A 16,184-nucleotide genomic window follows, 5' to 3' on the forward strand; every position below is an offset into this window, starting at 1 on the left:
TGCCCCTGAGTTTAATTGCGGTACAGCACCTTGATGATGTGGTAACCAAACTGGGTTTTCACCGGGCCGTAGGGTTTCAGCAATGGGATGCTGAATACCGCCTTATCAAAGGCTGCCACCATGGTGCCTTTGTTGAATTCACCCAGTGAGCCGCCGTTGCGCTTTGATGGGCAGCTTGAATACTTGCGTGCCAGTGTGTCGAAGCTGACACCGCGCTTGAGTTTGGCCAGCAGCTCGTTGGCCAGCTTTTCGTTATCTACCAAGATGTGTAGGGCACAGGCCGTTTTAGCCATCATTTTATCCGTTCAGTCATGCAGAAATTGCCGCCATTATACCTGCTAAATCTCGCAGGCGCTTTCTGCTACAATCCTTTCCCCCACGTGATGACAACCGAGCAATAAAGCGCCATGCGATTAAATCCCAGCCAACAACAAGCCGTCGAATTCGTTACCGGGCCCTGCCTGGTGCTGGCCGGTGCCGGTTCCGGCAAAACGCGCGTGATCACCAATAAAATCGCTCATCTGATCCACCAATGTGGTTATCAGGCACGGCACATCGCTGCAGTGACCTTTACTAACAAGGCCGCGCGCGAGATGAAAGAGCGAGTGGCACAAACCCTGGGGCGTAAAGAGGCGCGTGGGCTGATGATTTCCACCTTCCATACTCTGGGGCTGGAGGTGATCAAGCGGGAATATGTGGCGCTGGGGATGAAGTCCAACTTTTCGCTGTTCGACGATCAGGATCAGTTGGCATTATTGAAAGAACTGACTGAAAAATGGCTGGAAAACGATAAAACCTTGGTAGCACAGCTGATTTCGACCATTTCCAACTGGAAGAATGACCTGGTGGATCCGCAGCGGGCGATGGGATTGGCACGCTCCGAACGCGATAAGCTGTTTGCTCACTGTTACGGGCTGTATGATGACCATATGAAAGCCTGCAATGTGCTGGATTTTGACGATTTAATCCTGCTGCCGACGCTATTGCTGCAACGCAATGAGGAAGTGCGTGAGCGCTGGCAGAACCGTATTCGCTACCTGTTGGTGGATGAGTATCAGGATACCAACACCAGCCAATACGAGTTGGTTAAGCTGTTGGTTGGCCAGCGCGCGCGCTTTACTGTGGTAGGCGATGACGATCAGTCGATTTATTCCTGGCGTGGGGCGCGCCCGCAGAATCTGGTGTTGCTGCAGGAAGACTTCCCTCACTTACAGGTGGTTAAACTGGAGCAGAATTATCGGTCCAGCGAACGTATCCTCAAAGCGGCCAACATTCTGATTGCCAACAACCCGCACGTGTTTGAAAAACGGCTGTTTTCCGAGTTGGGTTATGGTGAAGAACTGAAGGTGATTACCGCCAACAATGAAGATCATGAGGCTGAACGGGTGGTCGGTGAACTGATCGCCCACCATTTTGTGAAAAAAACCCAGTATGGCGATTATGCGATCCTTTATCGTGGCAACCATCAGTCACGATTGTTTGAAAAAATGCTGATGCAGAACCGGATCCCGTACAAGATTTCTGGTGGAACCTCGTTTTTCTCGCGCCCGGAAATCAAGGATTTGCTGGCTTACCTGCGCGTGTTGACCAACCCGGATGACGACAGCGCTTTTCTGCGCATCGTTAATACTCCGAAGCGCGAAATCGGTTCGGCCACGTTGCAAAAGCTGGGTGAGTGGGCCAACCAACGTAACAAAAGCCTGTTTCGCGCCAGTTTTGATCTCGGCTTGGGCCAGCATCTGACCGGCCGCGGGCTGGAGTCGTTACAACGTTTCACGCACTGGATGGCCGGAATCGCCCAGTTGGTGGAGCGTGAACCGGTGGCGGCAGTGCGCGATTTGATCCACGGCATCGATTACGAGAGCTGGCTGTTTGAAACCTCCCCCAGCCCGAAAGCGGCTGAAATGCGCATGAAGAACGTTAACACGCTGTTTGGCTGGATGACCGAGATGCTGGAGGGCAGCGAACTGGATGAAGCTATGACGCTGACGCAGGTGGTTACCCGCTTCACCCTGCGCGATATGATGGAGCGCGGCGAAAGTGATGAAGAGTCGGATCAGGTGCAGTTGATGACGCTGCATGCTTCCAAAGGATTGGAATTCCCCTATGTGTTCCTGGTGGGCATGGAAGAGGGGCTATTGCCGCATCAGAGCAGTATTGATGAGGATAATGTCGACGAGGAGCGGCGTTTGGCCTATGTCGGCATCACCCGCGCCCAAAAAGAGCTGATTTTTACGCTGTGTCGCGAACGTCGCCAGTATGGCGAACTGGTGCGCCCTGAACCGAGCCGCTTCCTGTTGGAGCTACCGCAGGATGACTTAGCCTGGGAAACGGAACGCAAAGTCATCAGCCCAGAGGAACGGATGCAGAAAGGGCAGAGCCATCTGGCCAGTGTAAAGGCCATGCTGGCGAAAGCCAAAGGCGGGAATTAAACAGAGAGGGCGCAGCAGCGCCCTGATCGCATTAACGTTGTTCATCCAGGAACAGCGGCCAGTGGACATAACTCTGCCAATGGCTCTCCTGCTCCAGCGTTTCGGCACGCAGCGGATGCTGCTCTAGCCAGCCAGGTGGCAGGGTTAGGTACAGTTCTTCATCGTTGGCGCGCAAACGTACCGCAGGCAAGGTATCGTCACGACGACGGCTGGCAAAGATGATGGCTAAACGCAGAATCCGGCACAAACGCTGCGCCATACGCGGCAAGACGGCGTTTTGCTGACTGAGCAGCGGCAAGTCAATGGTATTGCTCTGGTTTTGCAGCAGAGTAGCCAACAGTTTCTTCTGTGCGGGAGTAAAGCCGGGTAAATCCAGATGACCGATCAGATAGGCGGCATGTTGCGGCGCCTGCTTGAAGTCAACGCTGAGGCCGATTTCGTGGATCAGGCAGGCCGCATGCAGTAGCTCGCGACATCGCGCATCCAGTTGCCATTCGTTGGCGATCTGCAAAGAAAAGTTCATGGCAAGCTGGCTGACGCGTGCTGCCTGCTCGGTATCCAACATATAGCGACGTTGCAGATTGCGTAGAGTACGGCTGCGAATATCCTGCTCGACCGGTAAATGCAGCATGCCGTACACCAGCCCTTCGCGCAGCGCACCACCGGCCAACGTCATGCATTCAATGTTCAGTTCCTGGAAAATCGCTAACAGTATGGACAGGCCGCTTGGGAATACCAGCGCGCGTTCTAGCGTAAGGCCTTCAATTTCCAGTTCTTCCAGCTTGCCACACTGAATGGCGCGCTGTTTCAGTTGGCGCAGTTTAGGCAGCGTAATACGCTCATCCATCCCCTGAGCCACCATGATTTCCTGCAACGCTTGCACGGTGCCGGAAGCGCCGACGCAAATCTGCCAACCCTGTTGAAGCAGCTGTGGTGCGATGGGGCGCACCATTTCGCGCGCGGCCAACTCCGCCGCTTCAAAGTTTTCCTGCCCAAGATTGCGATCGCTGAAAAAACGTTCGAGCCAGGTGACGCAGCCCATCGACAGGCTATAGAGCTGTGAGGCTTGTGCACCCGTGCCGGTGACCAGTTCCGTGCTGCCACCACCAATATCCACCACCAGGCGTTGGTCCGGGCCACCGGTGGTGTGTGCAACACCGTGGTAAATCAGGCGAGCTTCTTCTTCGCCGCTGATCACCTGCACTGGGCAGCCCAGAATCTCTTGCGCGGTGTGCAGGAATTCGCCGGCATTGCTGGCCAACCGCAAGGTTGCGGTAGCCACTACGCGGATCTGCTCACGCGGAATATCTTGCAAACGCTCTGAAAACAACCTCAGGCATTGCCAGCCACGCTGCATGGCCTCATGCGACAGGTGATTCTGCTGATCTAACCCGGCAGCCAGGCGCACTTTGCGTTTGATGCGCGCCAGAGTCTGAATGCTGCCAGCCACCTCACGTACCACCAACATATGGAAGCTGTTGGAGCCGAGATCGATGGCGGCATAAAGGGTGCTGGAAGCGGGCATAGTTATCTGTCAGCCTGAACGTTTACGGTTGTTACGCGGTGCACCACCACGGCGTGGCGCTGAGTTACGGCGCGGGCCGTTGTTGCCACGTGGGCGCACCAGGCGTTTTGGAGCAGGCAGATCGGTCAGCAAGGCATCGCTGTTGTATTTACTCACCGGAATGCTGTGACCGGTATAGGTTTCGATCGCCGGCAGGTTCAGCGCGTATTCTTCACAGGCTAGGCTGATGGAGTGGCCGCTTTCGCCCGCGCGACCGGTACGACCGATACGGTGTACGTAGTCTTCACAATCATCCGGCAGATCGTAGTTGAAAACGTGAGTCACCAGTGGAATATGCAGACCGCGGGCCGCAACGTCGGTAGCGACCAGAATATCCAGGTTGCCTTTGGTGAAGTCATCCAGAATACGCAGGCGTTTTTTCTGTGCCACATCGCCAGTCAACAACCCGACACGGTGACCATCGGCAGCCAAGTGGCCCCAGATATCTTCACAGCGGTGCTTGGTATTGGCGAAAATAATGCAGCGATCCGGCCACTCTTCCTCGATCAGAGTCTGCAGCAGACGCATTTTTTCTTCGTTGGAAGGGTAGAAAAGCTCTTCCTGGATCCGATGGCCGGTTTTCTGTTCCGGTTCGACTTCCACATATTCGGCATTGTTCATCTGTTCGAACGCCAGTTCGCGAACGCGATAAGACAGCGTGGCAGAGAACAGCATATTCAGACGCTGATCGACCGCAGGCATGCGGCGGAACAGCCAGCGGATATCTTTGATGAAGCCCAGATCGTACATACGGTCAGCTTCATCCAGAACCACCACCTGGATCGCACCCAGATCGATATAGTTCTGCTTGGCGTAATCGATTAAACGGCCCGTGGTCCCAACCAGGATATCCACACCGCTTTCCAGTACTTTGAGTTGTTTGTCATAGCCATCACCACCGTAAGCCAGGCCCAGCTTCAAACCAGTGGACTGCGAAAGGGCTTCGGCATCGGAATGGATCTGTACTGCCAGCTCACGCGTTGGCGCCATGATCAAGGCGCGCGGCTGATTGGTCTGGCGACCTTCTTTCGCCGGATGGGACAGTAAATAGTGAAAAGTAGACGCTAAAAATGCCAGCGTCTTTCCGGTACCGGTTTGCGCCTGACCTGCAACGTCACGCCCAGAGAGCGTGAGCGGCAATGCTAACGCCTGGATGGGCGTGCAATGGTGAAACCCTTTTTTCTCAAGGGCTTCAAGGACTAACGGGTGCAGGGCGAAGTCGGAAAACTTCTGTTCGGTCAAGTGTGTTTTGCTCATAGTGTGGTAGAATATCAGCTAACTATTGCTTTACGAAAGCACATCCGTTGAAATAAACGCGGTGAAATAAAATCACCTTGGGTTGGTTATACTAAGCCAACACTTACAAGGTAGACCTAATCCTGTGGAGTAGAACATGAGCGATAAAATTATTCACCTGACTGACGACAGCTTTGATACCGATGTGCTGAAAGCCGAAGGGCCAATTCTGGTTGATTTCTGGGCTGAATGGTGCGGTCCGTGCAAGATGATTGCTCCGATCCTGGATGAGATTGCCGAAGAGTTCGAAGGCAAGTTGACCATCACCAAGCTGAACATCGATCAAAACCCGGCTACTGCGCCAAAATACGGTATCCGTGGCATTCCTACGCTGTTGCTGTTCAAAAATGGTGAAGTGGCCGCCACCAAAGTGGGGGCGTTGTCCAAAGGCCAGCTCAAAGATTTCCTGAACGCGAATCTGTAATCGGGCGGGAAGCCCTGCGATGGGCGTCTGGAGGGGATGCGTAATTCACCGCTAGACGCCTGCCAAGAAGCGTGCTAAGTTTAGCCACACTGCATATAGAACTTGCCCTAAGTATTAAATCTAAAGAGTTTGAATCTAAGCTTTACTCTATGTTGAATCATCGGTGTTGCCATTAAGTATGAACTCAGCCCATGTTTCGACAATCAAACGGTTTTGCAAAAATCAGTTTTAAGGCACCTTCGATCCTAGACCGTTAGCGCGTGCGTCCAATGTAAGCCATTTCTTACCGTGACAGCTCTGTGGCCCGGCGATCGAACGTCCAGTAAACAGGCACGCATCTCGCTGCCATACCATTCACGATATAAGTTCGAGACATACCCCGAGTTTAAGAACCCACCACTATGAATCTTACCGAATTAAAGAATACGCCGGTTTCTGAGCTGATTACTCTCGGCGAAAATATGGGGCTGGAAAACCTGGCCCGCCTGCGCAAGCAGGACATTATCTTCTCTATACTTAAGCAGCATGCGAAAAGCGGAGAAGATATCTTCGGCGACGGCGTGTTGGAGATATTGCAGGATGGATTTGGTTTCCTCCGCTCTGGAGACAGTTCCTACCTCGCCGGCCCTGATGATATCTACGTTTCCCCCAGCCAAATCCGCCGTTTCAACCTCCGCACAGGTGACACCATTTCCGGTAAGATTCGTCCGCCAAAAGAAGGCGAGCGCTATTTTGCTCTGTTGAAAGTCAACGAAGTCAACTACGACAAGCCGGAAAACGCCCGTAACAAGATCCTGTTCGAAAACCTGACGCCGCTGCATGCTAATTCCCGTCTGCGGATGGAGCGTGGCAATGGCTCCACAGAAGATCTGACGGCGCGCGTTCTGGATCTGGCTGCTCCGATTGGCCGTGGTCAGCGTGGCCTGATTGTGGCACCACCGAAGGCCGGTAAAACCATGCTGCTGCAAAATATTGCGCAGAGCATTGCTTACAACCACCCCGACTGCGTGTTGATGGTGTTGCTGATCGATGAACGTCCGGAAGAAGTGACCGAGATGCAGCGCTTGGTTAAAGGTGAAGTTATCGCTTCTACCTTTGATGAACCCGCATCCCGCCACGTACAGGTGGCAGAAATGGTTATCGAGAAGGCCAAACGTCTGGTTGAGCATAAGAAAGACGTTATCATCCTGCTGGATTCGATCACCCGTCTGGCGCGTGCCTACAACACCGTGGTACCTGCTTCAGGCAAAGTGCTGACCGGTGGTGTGGATGCCAACGCCCTGCATCGTCCGAAGCGTTTCTTCGGTGCGGCACGTAACGTGGAGGAAGGTGGTAGCCTGACCATCATCGCCACCGCGCTGGTAGATACTGGTTCCAAAATGGACGAAGTGATCTACGAAGAATTTAAAGGTACCGGCAACATGGAATTGCATCTGGCGCGTAAAATCGCCGAGAAGCGAGTGTTCCCTGCTATCGATTACAACCGCTCCGGTACTCGTAAAGAAGAGTTGCTCACCACGTCTGAAGAGCTGCAGAAAATGTGGATCCTGCGCAAGATTATTCACCCGATGGGTGAGATCGACGCGATGGAGTTCCTCATTAATAAGTTGGCAATGACCAAGACTAATGATGAATTCTTTGACATGATGAAACGTTCGTAATTCAGTATTCAGTAAAAAATTCGGGGAACGCCACGCCTAGTCGTGGCGTTTTTCGCTTTTGGCGGATACGATAAGTAGCAATAAAGGAAAAGTAAGTTTTTCTTGCGGCTTACTGAGAATTCATCTTATTTACGTCAGGCTGAGCGTGAGTAGGGTGAAGTAATGACTTAGGCATAGATCTCCCAAATGCTTGGAGCTGCGGTTAGCACCTCTGCTGTTTTGAGTAAAAGGGATATAATTGTGATTGCCTGTTGTCATAGGAAATGACTGAAAGGTAGCTTTTGTCTATGGTGCGTTTTTTTACCCATGTTAAGCTGCCTCATCTTCTTCAGAGATTTGTTAACTGTGAACTTACTCACTATGAGTACTGAAATTCTTTTTGTTTTCCTGTTCTCTCTGGCTTTTCTATTTGTTGCCCGCAAGGTAGCAAAAAAGATAGGTTTGGTTGATAAACCTAACTATCGCAAACGTCATCAGGGTTTAATCCCTCTGGTTGGCGGTATTTCTGTTTACGCAGGCCTCTGTTTTGCCTTCCTGATTTCCGACCAACCGATTGCTCACGCTAAGCTGTATCTCGCTTGTGCGGGGGTATTGGTGTTTGTAGGGGCGCTGGACGATCGTTTCGACATCAGCGTTAAAATACGCGCCACGATCCAGGCTTTGGTTGGCATCGCCATGATGGTGTTTGCCGGCCTCTACCTGCGCAGCTTCGGTTATGTGTTTGGCGGCTGGGAAATGCTGTTGGGGCCGTTTGGCTATCTGGTTACTCTGTTTGCTGTCTGGGCAGCGATCAATGCGTTCAACATGGTTGATGGCATTGACGGGCTGCTTGGCGGTCTTTCCTGCGTTTCGTTTGGAGCATTGGGGGCGCTGTTGTATTTGAGTGGCCATACGGCACTCGCTTTTTGGTGCTTTGCCATGCTGGCAGCGATCATCCCCTACATTTTGCTTAACCTTGGCTTATTGGGCCGCCGATACAAAGTATTCATGGGGGATGCGGGCAGTACGCTGATTGGCTTTACGGCGATCTGGGTGTTGCTGCAAAGTTCCCAAGGGGCAAACCACCCCATCAGGCCGGTAACGGCGCTGTGGATTATTGCCATACCGTTGATGGATATGATAGCAATCATGTATCGTCGTCTGCGCAAAGGCATGAGCCCGTTCTCACCAGACCGCCAGCACATCCATCATTTGATCATGCGTGCGGGCTTTACGTCGCGTCAGGCTTTTGTTCTGATTACGCTGGCTGCCGCGATTCTGGCGGCGATTGGCGTACTTGGCGAGCGTCTGACGTTTATCCCTGAATGGGTAATGTTGGCACTATTTTTGCTTGCTTTTTTCTTCTATGGCTATTGCATCAAACGTGCATGGCGCGTCGCGCGTTATATCAAACGTATGAAACGCCGTATTCGAAATGCAACGAACAATAAGCAAGTACCTTAACCTGAGGCTTTTGGGCAGTGATGACTCCTGAGACAACGTCTGAAAAAAATACCCCGGTAGTCGATAATGAACTCGATATCCGTGGTCTGTGTTGCACGCTGTGGCGCGGTAAGAAGTGGATTATCGGTTTTGCGGTGCTGTTTGCCGCCGTGGCATTGATCGTCTCCTATCTGGTTAAGCAGGAATGGAGTGCGACGGCGATCACCGACAAACCTACGGTGAATGCGTTGGGTGGCTATTACTCCCAGCAGCAGTTCCTGCGTAACCTTGATATGCGCACCGTGCCAGCAGTGGCGAGTGATAAGCCGGGAATTGCCGATGAGGCCTATAATGAATTCATTATGCAGTTGGCGGCTTACGATACCCGCCGCGATTTCTGGTTGCAAAGCGATTACTACAAGCAGCGTCAGGAAGGGGATGCGCGCGCAGATGCGGCATTACTTGACGATCTGATTAACAATATTCTGTTCACTCCACGTGACGACAAGAAAGTGCTTAACGATAGCGTGAAGCTGACGGCAGAGACGGCACCGGACTCCAATCGCCTGTTGCGTCAGTACGTGGCGTTCGCCAGTCACCGGGCAGCACAGCATCTGAATGAGGAAATCCAGGGTGCCTGGGCGGCGCGTACCACGTCGATGAATGCGCAGGTTAAGCGCCAGGAAGCGGTCGCGGATGCGATTTACCAGCGTGAACTTAAAACCGTGCAGCAGGCGCTGAAAATCGCGGAGCAGCAGGGGATCAGCCGCAGCCAAACCGATACGCCGGCAGAGCAATTGCCTGATTCTGATTTGTTCCTGTTGGGCAAGCCAATGTTGCAGGCGCGTCTGGAAGGGTTACAGGCTTCTGGCCCAACTTACGATCTGGATTACGATCAAAACCGCGCTATGCTGACAACGCTGAGCGTTGGGCCGACGCTGGATGCCAAGTTCCAGACGTACCGTTATCTGCGTACGCCGGAAGAGCCGGTTAAACGTGATAGCCCACGCCGTGTATTCTGGCTGATTATGTGGGGGGCAATTGGCGCCCTGGTTGGCGCTGGAGTTGCTTTGGCTCGTCGGCCACGCAATTAAAAAAGATCATTATTTTGTTGATGGGTGCCTATGCACCCAGTTTGCAGGTTCGCCTGCGGTTCACCGACCAAAAGAGATTCGCTGTGAAAGTGTTGACTGTTTTTGGCACCAGGCCGGAAGCCATCAAAATGGCTCCTCTGGTACATGCTCTGGCTCAGGATGCAGCCTTTGAATCAAGAGTCTGCGTTACGGCACAGCATCGCGAGATGTTGGATCAGGTATTGCGTTTGTTTGAAATTGTACCGGATTACGATCTGAATATCATGAAACCTGGGCAGGGGCTGAGTGAAATCACTTGCCGCATCCTGGAAGGGTTGAAGGGTGTTCTGGAAGATTTCAAACCCGATGTGGTGCTGGTTCACGGTGATACTACCACGACTATGGCGACCAGTCTGGCAGCGTTTTATCAGCGTATTCCGGTTGGGCATGTGGAAGCGGGTCTGCGTACCGGTAACCTCTATTCTCCCTGGCCTGAAGAGGCAAACCGCAAGCTGACGGGGCATTTGGCGATGTACCATTTCGCACCGACCGAAAACTCGCGGCTGAATCTGCAGCGGGAATCGCTGCGGGATGACCATATTTTCGTCACCGGTAATACGGTGATTGATGCGTTGTTATGGGTACGCGATCGCGTCCTGAGTGACGAAGCACTGCGTAACAGCCTCGATCAGCGTTATCCCTTCCTGGATGCCAGCAAGAAGCTGATCCTGGTGACCGGCCACCGTCGCGAAAGCTTCGGCGGTGGATTTGAGCGCATCTGTAGCGCACTGGCAGAAATTGCCCGCCAGCATCCTGATGTGCAGGTGGTTTACCCTGTACACCTTAATCCTAACGTCAGCGAACCGGTCAATCGCATCCTGAAAGGCATCGACAACATCATACTGATCGATCCACAGGATTACCTGCCATTCGTTTATCTGATGACCCACTCTTACCTGATTCTGACTGACTCAGGCGGTATTCAGGAAGAGGCACCGTCGCTGGGTAAACCGGTGTTAGTGATGCGCGATACCACGGAGCGACCAGAAGCGGTGGATGCCGGAACGGTGCGGTTGGTGGGGACGGATGTGGCTAAGATTGTCGATGAAGTGACTCGGCTGTTGACGGACGAAAACGAATATCACGCCATGAGCCGGGCGCATAACCCTTACGGTGACGGGCATGCCTGCCAGCGTATCCTCAAAGCTTTAAAGAATCATCAGGTGACACTATGAGTTTTAACACTATTTCAGTTATTGGCCTAGGTTACATCGGTCTGCCAACGGCGGCGGCGTTTGCTTCCCGCAAGAAAAAAGTGGTGGGCGTAGATGTTAATCAGCACGCGGTAGATACCATCAATCGTGGTGAGATTCATATTGTGGAACCCGATCTGGATCGCGTGGTGAAGGAAGCGGTTGAAGGGGGATTCCTGCAGGCGGTGACGAAACCGCTGGCAGCAGATGCTTTCCTGATTGCGGTACCAACCCCGTTCAAAGGGGATCACGAACCCGATCTGGCCTATGTTGAAGCAGCGGCTAAGTCATTGGCACCGGTACTGAAAAAAGGCGATCTGGTGATTCTGGAATCCACCTCACCGGTGGGCGCGACCGAACAGATGGCGCAGTGGCTGGCAGAAGCGCGTAGCGATCTCAGCTTTCCACAAAATGCCGGTGAGCAGGCCGACGTCAATATCGCCTATTGCCCTGAGCGCGTATTGCCGGGCCAGGTGATGGTTGAACTGATCCAGAATGACCGCGTGATCGGTGGCATGACGCCGAAATGCTCAGAGCGCGCCAGTGCACTGTATAAGATTTTCCTTGAAGGTGAATGTGTTATCACCAACTCACGCACCGCTGAGATGTGCAAACTGACGGAAAACAGCTTCCGTGATGTCAATATCGCGTTTGCTAACGAATTGTCGCTGATTTGTGCCGATCAAGGGATCAACGTGTGGGAACTGATCCGCCTGGCCAACCGCCATCCGCGCGTCAATATTTTGCAGCCGGGCCCTGGCGTTGGCGGGCACTGTATCGCCGTTGATCCGTGGTTTATCGTGGCGCAAAACCCACAGCAGGCACGTCTGATCCATACCGCGCGTCTGGTTAACGATGGCAAACCGTTGTGGGTGGTTGAACGTGTGAAGGCCGCAGTGGCCGACTGCCTCGCAGCAACCAATAAACGTGCTTCCGAAGTGAAAATCGCCTGCTTTGGTTTGGCGTTCAAGCCCAATATTGATGATTTGCGTGAAAGCCCAGCCGTAGAAGTGGCACACCTGATTGCTGATTGGCACGTAGGTGAAACGTTGGCGGTGGAGCCGAACGTTGAGCAGTTGCCGAAGTCCTTGGCGGGCCATGTGACGCTGAAGGATATTGCCAGTGCGTTGCAGCAGGCTGATGTGATCGTGATGTTGGTCGATCACAAAGAGTTTAAGGCGATTAAGCCGGAAGAGATCAAGCAATCCTGGATTGTCGACACCAAAGGGGTCTGGCGTTGAAACGTATTTTAGTCACCGGCGGTGCCGGTTTTATTGGTTCCGCTGTGGTAAGGCACATCATCAGCAACACTGCCGATAGCGTGGTGGTGGTGGACAAGCTGACCTATGCAGGCAATCTGGAGTCGCTGGCTAGCGTGGCTGACAGCGAACGCTATGCGTTCGAACAGGTTGATATCTGCGATCGTGCCGCGCTGGATCGGGTATTTTCCCAGTACCAGCCTGATTTTGTGATGCATCTGGCAGCAGAAAGCCACGTTGACCGCTCTATTGACGGCCCGGCGGCATTTATTGAAACCAACGTGGTGGGAACCTACACCATGCTGGAAGCTGCCCGCCATTATTGGCAAGCGCTTGCAGAAGAGAAAAAGCAGGGCTTCCGCTTCCATCATATCTCTACCGATGAAGTGTACGGCGATCTGCACGGGACTGACGACCTGTTTACTGAAACCACACCTTATGCGCCGAGCAGCCCATATTCAGCGTCTAAGGCGTCGAGCGATCATCTGGTGCGCGCCTGGTTGCGTACTTACGGTTTCCCGACGGTGGTGACCAACTGTTCCAACAACTATGGCCCTTACCACTTCCCAGAAAAACTGATTCCACTGGTGATCCTGAACGCTATTTCCGGTAAACCGCTGCCGGTCTATGGCAATGGCGCGCAGGTGCGTGATTGGTTGTATGTGGAAGATCACGCCCGTGCGCTGTATCAGGTCGTGACCGAAGGAGTGATAGGGGAAACCTATAACATCGGTGGACACAACGAGCGTAAGAACATCGAAGTGGTACACGCCATCTGCGACCTGCTGGAAGAGCTGGCACCGAACAAGCCGCAAGGTGTGGCAAACTACCGCGATCTGATCACTTATGTGACAGATCGCCCCGGCCATGATATGCGCTATGCCATTGACGCGGGGAAAATCGAGCGTGAGCTGGGTTGGCGCCCACAGGAAAGCTTTGAAAGCGGTATCCGCAAAACGGTCTCTTGGTACCTGAGTAACGAAACCTGGTGGCGCCGTGTGCAAGATGGTTCCTATGCGGGTGAGCGTTTAGGGCTGAATTAACACCATCCAGATGAACGCGCAGTGCCTAGGCGTCGCGTTGTTACAGTAAGTTCAGGAGTTATTATGAAAGGCATCATTCTTGCCGGCGGTTCAGGGACGCGTTTGCACCCGATTACCCGTGGTGTTTCGAAACAGCTGCTCCCTATCTACGATAAGCCGATGATCTACTATCCGCTTTCGGTGCTGATGCTGGCCGGGATCCGTGACGTTTTGATTATCTCTACGCCGGAAGATCTACCGTCATTCCGCCGCTTACTTGGCAGCGGTGAAGAGTTTGGTATCAACCTCAGCTATGCAGAGCAGCCAAGTCCAGATGGGCTGGCACAGGCATTCCTGATCGGCGAAGAGTTTATTGCCGGCGAGCCGACCTGTTTGGTGCTGGGCGACAACATCTATTTCGGGCAGAGCTTTAGCCCAAAACTGAAAAATGTGGTCGCGGGCCTGAAAGGGGCGACAGTATTCGGTTATCAGGTGATGGATCCAGAGCGTTTCGGCGTTGTGGAGTTTGATGATAATTTCCGTGCGTTGTCGATCGAAGAAAAGCCGGCTAAGCCAAAGTCCAACTGGGCGGTTACGGGGCTTTATTTCTACGACAACCAGGTGGTGGATTTTGCCAAGCAGGTGAAGCCATCGCCGCGCGGCGAACTGGAAATCACCAGCATTAACCAGATGTATCTGGAGCGTGGTGAACTGAGCGTTGAGCTGCTGGGCCGCGGTTTTGCCTGGCTTGATACCGGTACTCACGACAGCCTGATTGAGGCCAGTACCTTTGTCCAAACGGTAGAGAAACGCCAAGGGTTCAAAATTGCCTGCTTGGAAGAGATTGCCTGGCGTAACGGCTGGCTGGACGATGAAGGTGTAAGACGTGCGGCACTGGCGCTGGCTAAAACCGGCTATGGTAAATATTTATTGGATTTACTGCATGTCCGTCCACGCCAATATTGAGCCTTTGGGCTGGGAAAGCGAGTTTTTCCATATCTCCAGCGCCAAGCTGCAGTTTGACGATGCCTCGCCACCGCTCAGTGATGCGGAATTAGATGCTTTTGCGCTGGTGCAGGCCAAAATACCGGCACAGCGTCTGGATTTAGCTGACGCATTGGCCGGGCAGGGTTTTCGGCTGGTGGAAGGTGAAGTTGATTTAGCCCTGGTGATTGGCACGGAAAGTGCTTCATTAACGGCAGTGCGCCCGGCGGTTCCTGAAGATATCCCGCTATTACGTGGTGTCGCAGCCAGCGTATTCGCCGCCAGCCGTTTTCGTGCCCCTTGGTATGGGCCGCAGGATAGCGGGCGATTTTACGCTACTTGGATTGAAAAAGCGGTGCTGGGAACCTTCGATCATCAGTGTCTATTGGTGCTGGGAAGCGATGGGCAGCCAGAAGGTTTTGTCAGCCTGCGTGATATCGGCCAGCACGAAGCCCGTATCGGCCTGCTGGCAGTCTTCCCGGGCGCGCAAGGAAAGGGTGCTGGTTCACGGCTGATGGCTGCCGCGATCGCCTGGTGTCAGCAGCGTGAGCTGCAACGCCTGTGGGTTGCGACCCAGATGAGTAATATCGCCGCGTTACGGCTCTATCAACGGCACGGTGCCATCATAGAAAGCACCGCGTATTGGTTCTACAGAGGTTTACATGATTCCATTTAACGCCCCACCGGTTGTTGGTACCGAACTCGATTACATGCAGGCTGCCATGGGCAGCGGCAAACTCTGTGGTGACGGTGGCTTTACGCGTCGCTGCCAGCAATGGATGGAACAGCATTTCGGCAGCCCGAAAGTGCTGCTGACGCCTTCCTGCACCGCTTCATTGGAAATGGCCGCTATCCTGCTGGATATTCAGCCAGGTGATGAAGTGATCATGCCGAGCTTCACCTTCGTGTCTACCGCCAACGCTTTCGTGCTGCGTGGTGCGGTAGTGGTGTTTGTTGATGTGCGTCCAGACACCATGAATATCGATGAAACCAAAATCGAAGCGGCGATTACCGATAAAACCCGCGCGATTGTGCCGGTGCACTATGCTGGCGTAGCCTGCGAGATGGATACCATCATGGCGCTGGCGAAAAAATACAATCTGTTCGTGGTTGAAGATGCCGCGCAGGGCGTTATGTCGACTTACAAAGGTAAGGCGTTGGGAACTATCGGCCATATCGGTTGTTACAGCTTCCATGAAACTAAAAACTACACCGCTGGTGGCGAGGGTGGCGCAACGCTGATTAACGATCCGGCGCTGATCGATCGTGCAGAAGTGATCCGCGAAAAAGGCACCAACCGCAGCCAGTTCTTCCGTGGTCAGGTTGATAAGTACACCTGGCGCGATATCGGTTCCAGCTATCTGATGTCTGATCTGCAGGCGGCTTATCTATGGGCACAATTGGAAGCAGCAGAAGAGATTAACCAGCGTCGTCTGAAGCTGTGGCAGAACTACTACGATGCATTCAAACCGCTGGCTGACGCAGGCCGTATCAGCTTGCCGGTGATCCCAGAGGGGTGTGTGCATAATGCTCATATGTTCTACGTTAAGCTCAAGGATGTTCAGGATCGCTCGGCGTTTATCGATTACCTGAAAGAAGCCGAAATCATGACGGTATTCCATTACATCCCACTGCACGCCTGCCCGGCGGGTGAGAAGTTTGGCCGTTTTGCTGGTGAAGATCGTTTCACTACCAAAGAAAGTGAGCGTCTGGTGCGCCTGCCGCTGTTCTATAATATGTCTGATGTTAACCAACGCACGGTGATCACCACCATCCTGAGCTACCTGGCCTGAT

At 53.3% G+C, this 16,184-nt stretch carries 14 protein-coding genes; 11 read left to right on the forward strand and 3 right to left on the reverse strand.

Translation table 11 applies throughout. The features are described 5' to 3' along the window. Window positions 1-11: 11 nt before the first annotated feature. Window positions 12-293: a peptidylprolyl isomerase PpiC gene (gene ppiC, locus WG891_RS12985; RefSeq protein ID WP_037401326.1), complete on the reverse strand. Its 282-nt coding sequence runs from the start codon at window positions 291-293 to the stop codon at window positions 12-14. 114 nt (window positions 294-407) lie between these two features. Here ppiC and rep point away from each other — a divergent pair, with 114 nt between their 5' ends. Further along, window positions 408-2,432, forward strand: coding sequence for a DNA helicase Rep (gene rep / locus WG891_RS12990; protein ID WP_337263103.1), 2,025 nt, complete (start codon window positions 408-410; stop codon window positions 2,430-2,432). 31 nt (window positions 2,433-2,463) lie between these two features. Here the strand turns inward: rep and gppA are convergent, their stop codons facing one another. Continuing rightward, window positions 2,464-3,957, reverse strand: coding sequence for a guanosine-5'-triphosphate,3'-diphosphate diphosphatase (gppA, locus tag WG891_RS12995; protein WP_337263104.1), 1,494 nt, complete (start codon window positions 3,955-3,957; stop codon window positions 2,464-2,466). A gap of 9 nt (window positions 3,958-3,966) precedes the next feature. Continuing rightward, window positions 3,967-5,253 (reverse strand): ATP-dependent RNA helicase RhlB, encoded by a 1,287-nt coding sequence (gene rhlB / locus WG891_RS13000; RefSeq protein WP_337263105.1) that lies wholly within the window; start codon window positions 5,251-5,253, stop codon window positions 3,967-3,969. 136 nt (window positions 5,254-5,389) lie between these two features. Between rhlB and trxA the strand changes: the two genes are divergently transcribed. The 10 genes from trxA to rffA all read left to right on the forward strand — a co-directional run bounded on the left by trxA (window position 5,390) and on the right by rffA (window position 16,183). After that, entirely contained in the window at window positions 5,390-5,716 is a 327-nt protein-coding gene (gene trxA, locus WG891_RS13005; protein ID WP_156293301.1) for a thioredoxin TrxA, read from the forward strand. Between the two features lie 401 nt (window positions 5,717-6,117). After that, window positions 6,118-7,377, forward strand: a complete 1,260-nt coding sequence (gene rho, locus WG891_RS13010) for a transcription termination factor Rho (RefSeq protein ID WP_021181558.1) — start codon at window positions 6,118-6,120, stop codon at window positions 7,375-7,377. 345 nt (window positions 7,378-7,722) lie between these two features. Further along, a complete protein-coding gene (gene wecA, locus WG891_RS13015) occupies window positions 7,723-8,820 on the forward strand; it encodes a UDP-N-acetylglucosamine--undecaprenyl-phosphate N-acetylglucosaminephosphotransferase (protein WP_337263106.1) in 1,098 nt (365 codons plus the stop codon). Between the two features lie 20 nt (window positions 8,821-8,840). Further along, window positions 8,841-9,893, forward strand: coding sequence for an ECA polysaccharide chain length modulation protein (wzzE, locus tag WG891_RS13020; protein WP_337263196.1), 1,053 nt, complete (start codon window positions 8,841-8,843; stop codon window positions 9,891-9,893). Window positions 9,894-9,976: 83 nt separating this feature from the next. Continuing rightward, window positions 9,977-11,107: a non-hydrolyzing UDP-N-acetylglucosamine 2-epimerase gene (wecB, locus tag WG891_RS13025; RefSeq protein WP_337263107.1), complete on the forward strand. Its 1,131-nt coding sequence runs from the start codon at window positions 9,977-9,979 to the stop codon at window positions 11,105-11,107. Then, complete coding sequence (gene wecC / locus WG891_RS13030; RefSeq protein ID WP_337263108.1) at window positions 11,104-12,366, forward strand: UDP-N-acetyl-D-mannosamine dehydrogenase; 1,263 nt, start codon at window positions 11,104-11,106, stop codon at window positions 12,364-12,366. Before wecB ends, wecC begins: the two co-directional genes overlap by 4 nt. Beyond that, window positions 12,363-13,427 carry a dTDP-glucose 4,6-dehydratase gene (rffG, locus tag WG891_RS13035; RefSeq protein ID WP_337263109.1) on the forward strand — a complete coding sequence of 355 codons (1,065 nt, stop codon included), beginning with the start codon at window positions 12,363-12,365 and terminating at the stop codon, window positions 13,425-13,427. Before wecC ends, rffG begins: the two co-directional genes overlap by 4 nt. A gap of 63 nt (window positions 13,428-13,490) precedes the next feature. Next, entirely contained in the window at window positions 13,491-14,372 is an 882-nt protein-coding gene (rfbA, locus tag WG891_RS13040) for a glucose-1-phosphate thymidylyltransferase RfbA (protein WP_076943503.1), read from the forward strand. Further along, window positions 14,350-15,066: a dTDP-4-amino-4,6-dideoxy-D-galactose acyltransferase gene (gene rffC / locus WG891_RS13045; RefSeq protein ID WP_337263110.1), complete on the forward strand. Its 717-nt coding sequence runs from the start codon at window positions 14,350-14,352 to the stop codon at window positions 15,064-15,066. Before rfbA ends, rffC begins: the two co-directional genes overlap by 23 nt. Then, the gene (gene rffA / locus WG891_RS13050; protein WP_337263111.1) at window positions 15,053-16,183 is read left to right on the forward strand and encodes a dTDP-4-amino-4,6-dideoxygalactose transaminase; all 1,131 of its coding nucleotides are present in this window, start codon (window positions 15,053-15,055) and stop codon (window positions 16,181-16,183) included. The genes rffC and rffA overlap by 14 nt, the downstream gene beginning before the upstream one ends. Window position 16,184: the final 1 nt, after the last annotated feature.

It is taken from the genome of Serratia sp. MMO-28, assembly GCF_037199905.1.
Taxonomy (GTDB): Bacteria; Pseudomonadota; Gammaproteobacteria; order Enterobacterales; family Enterobacteriaceae; genus Chania; species Chania oryzae.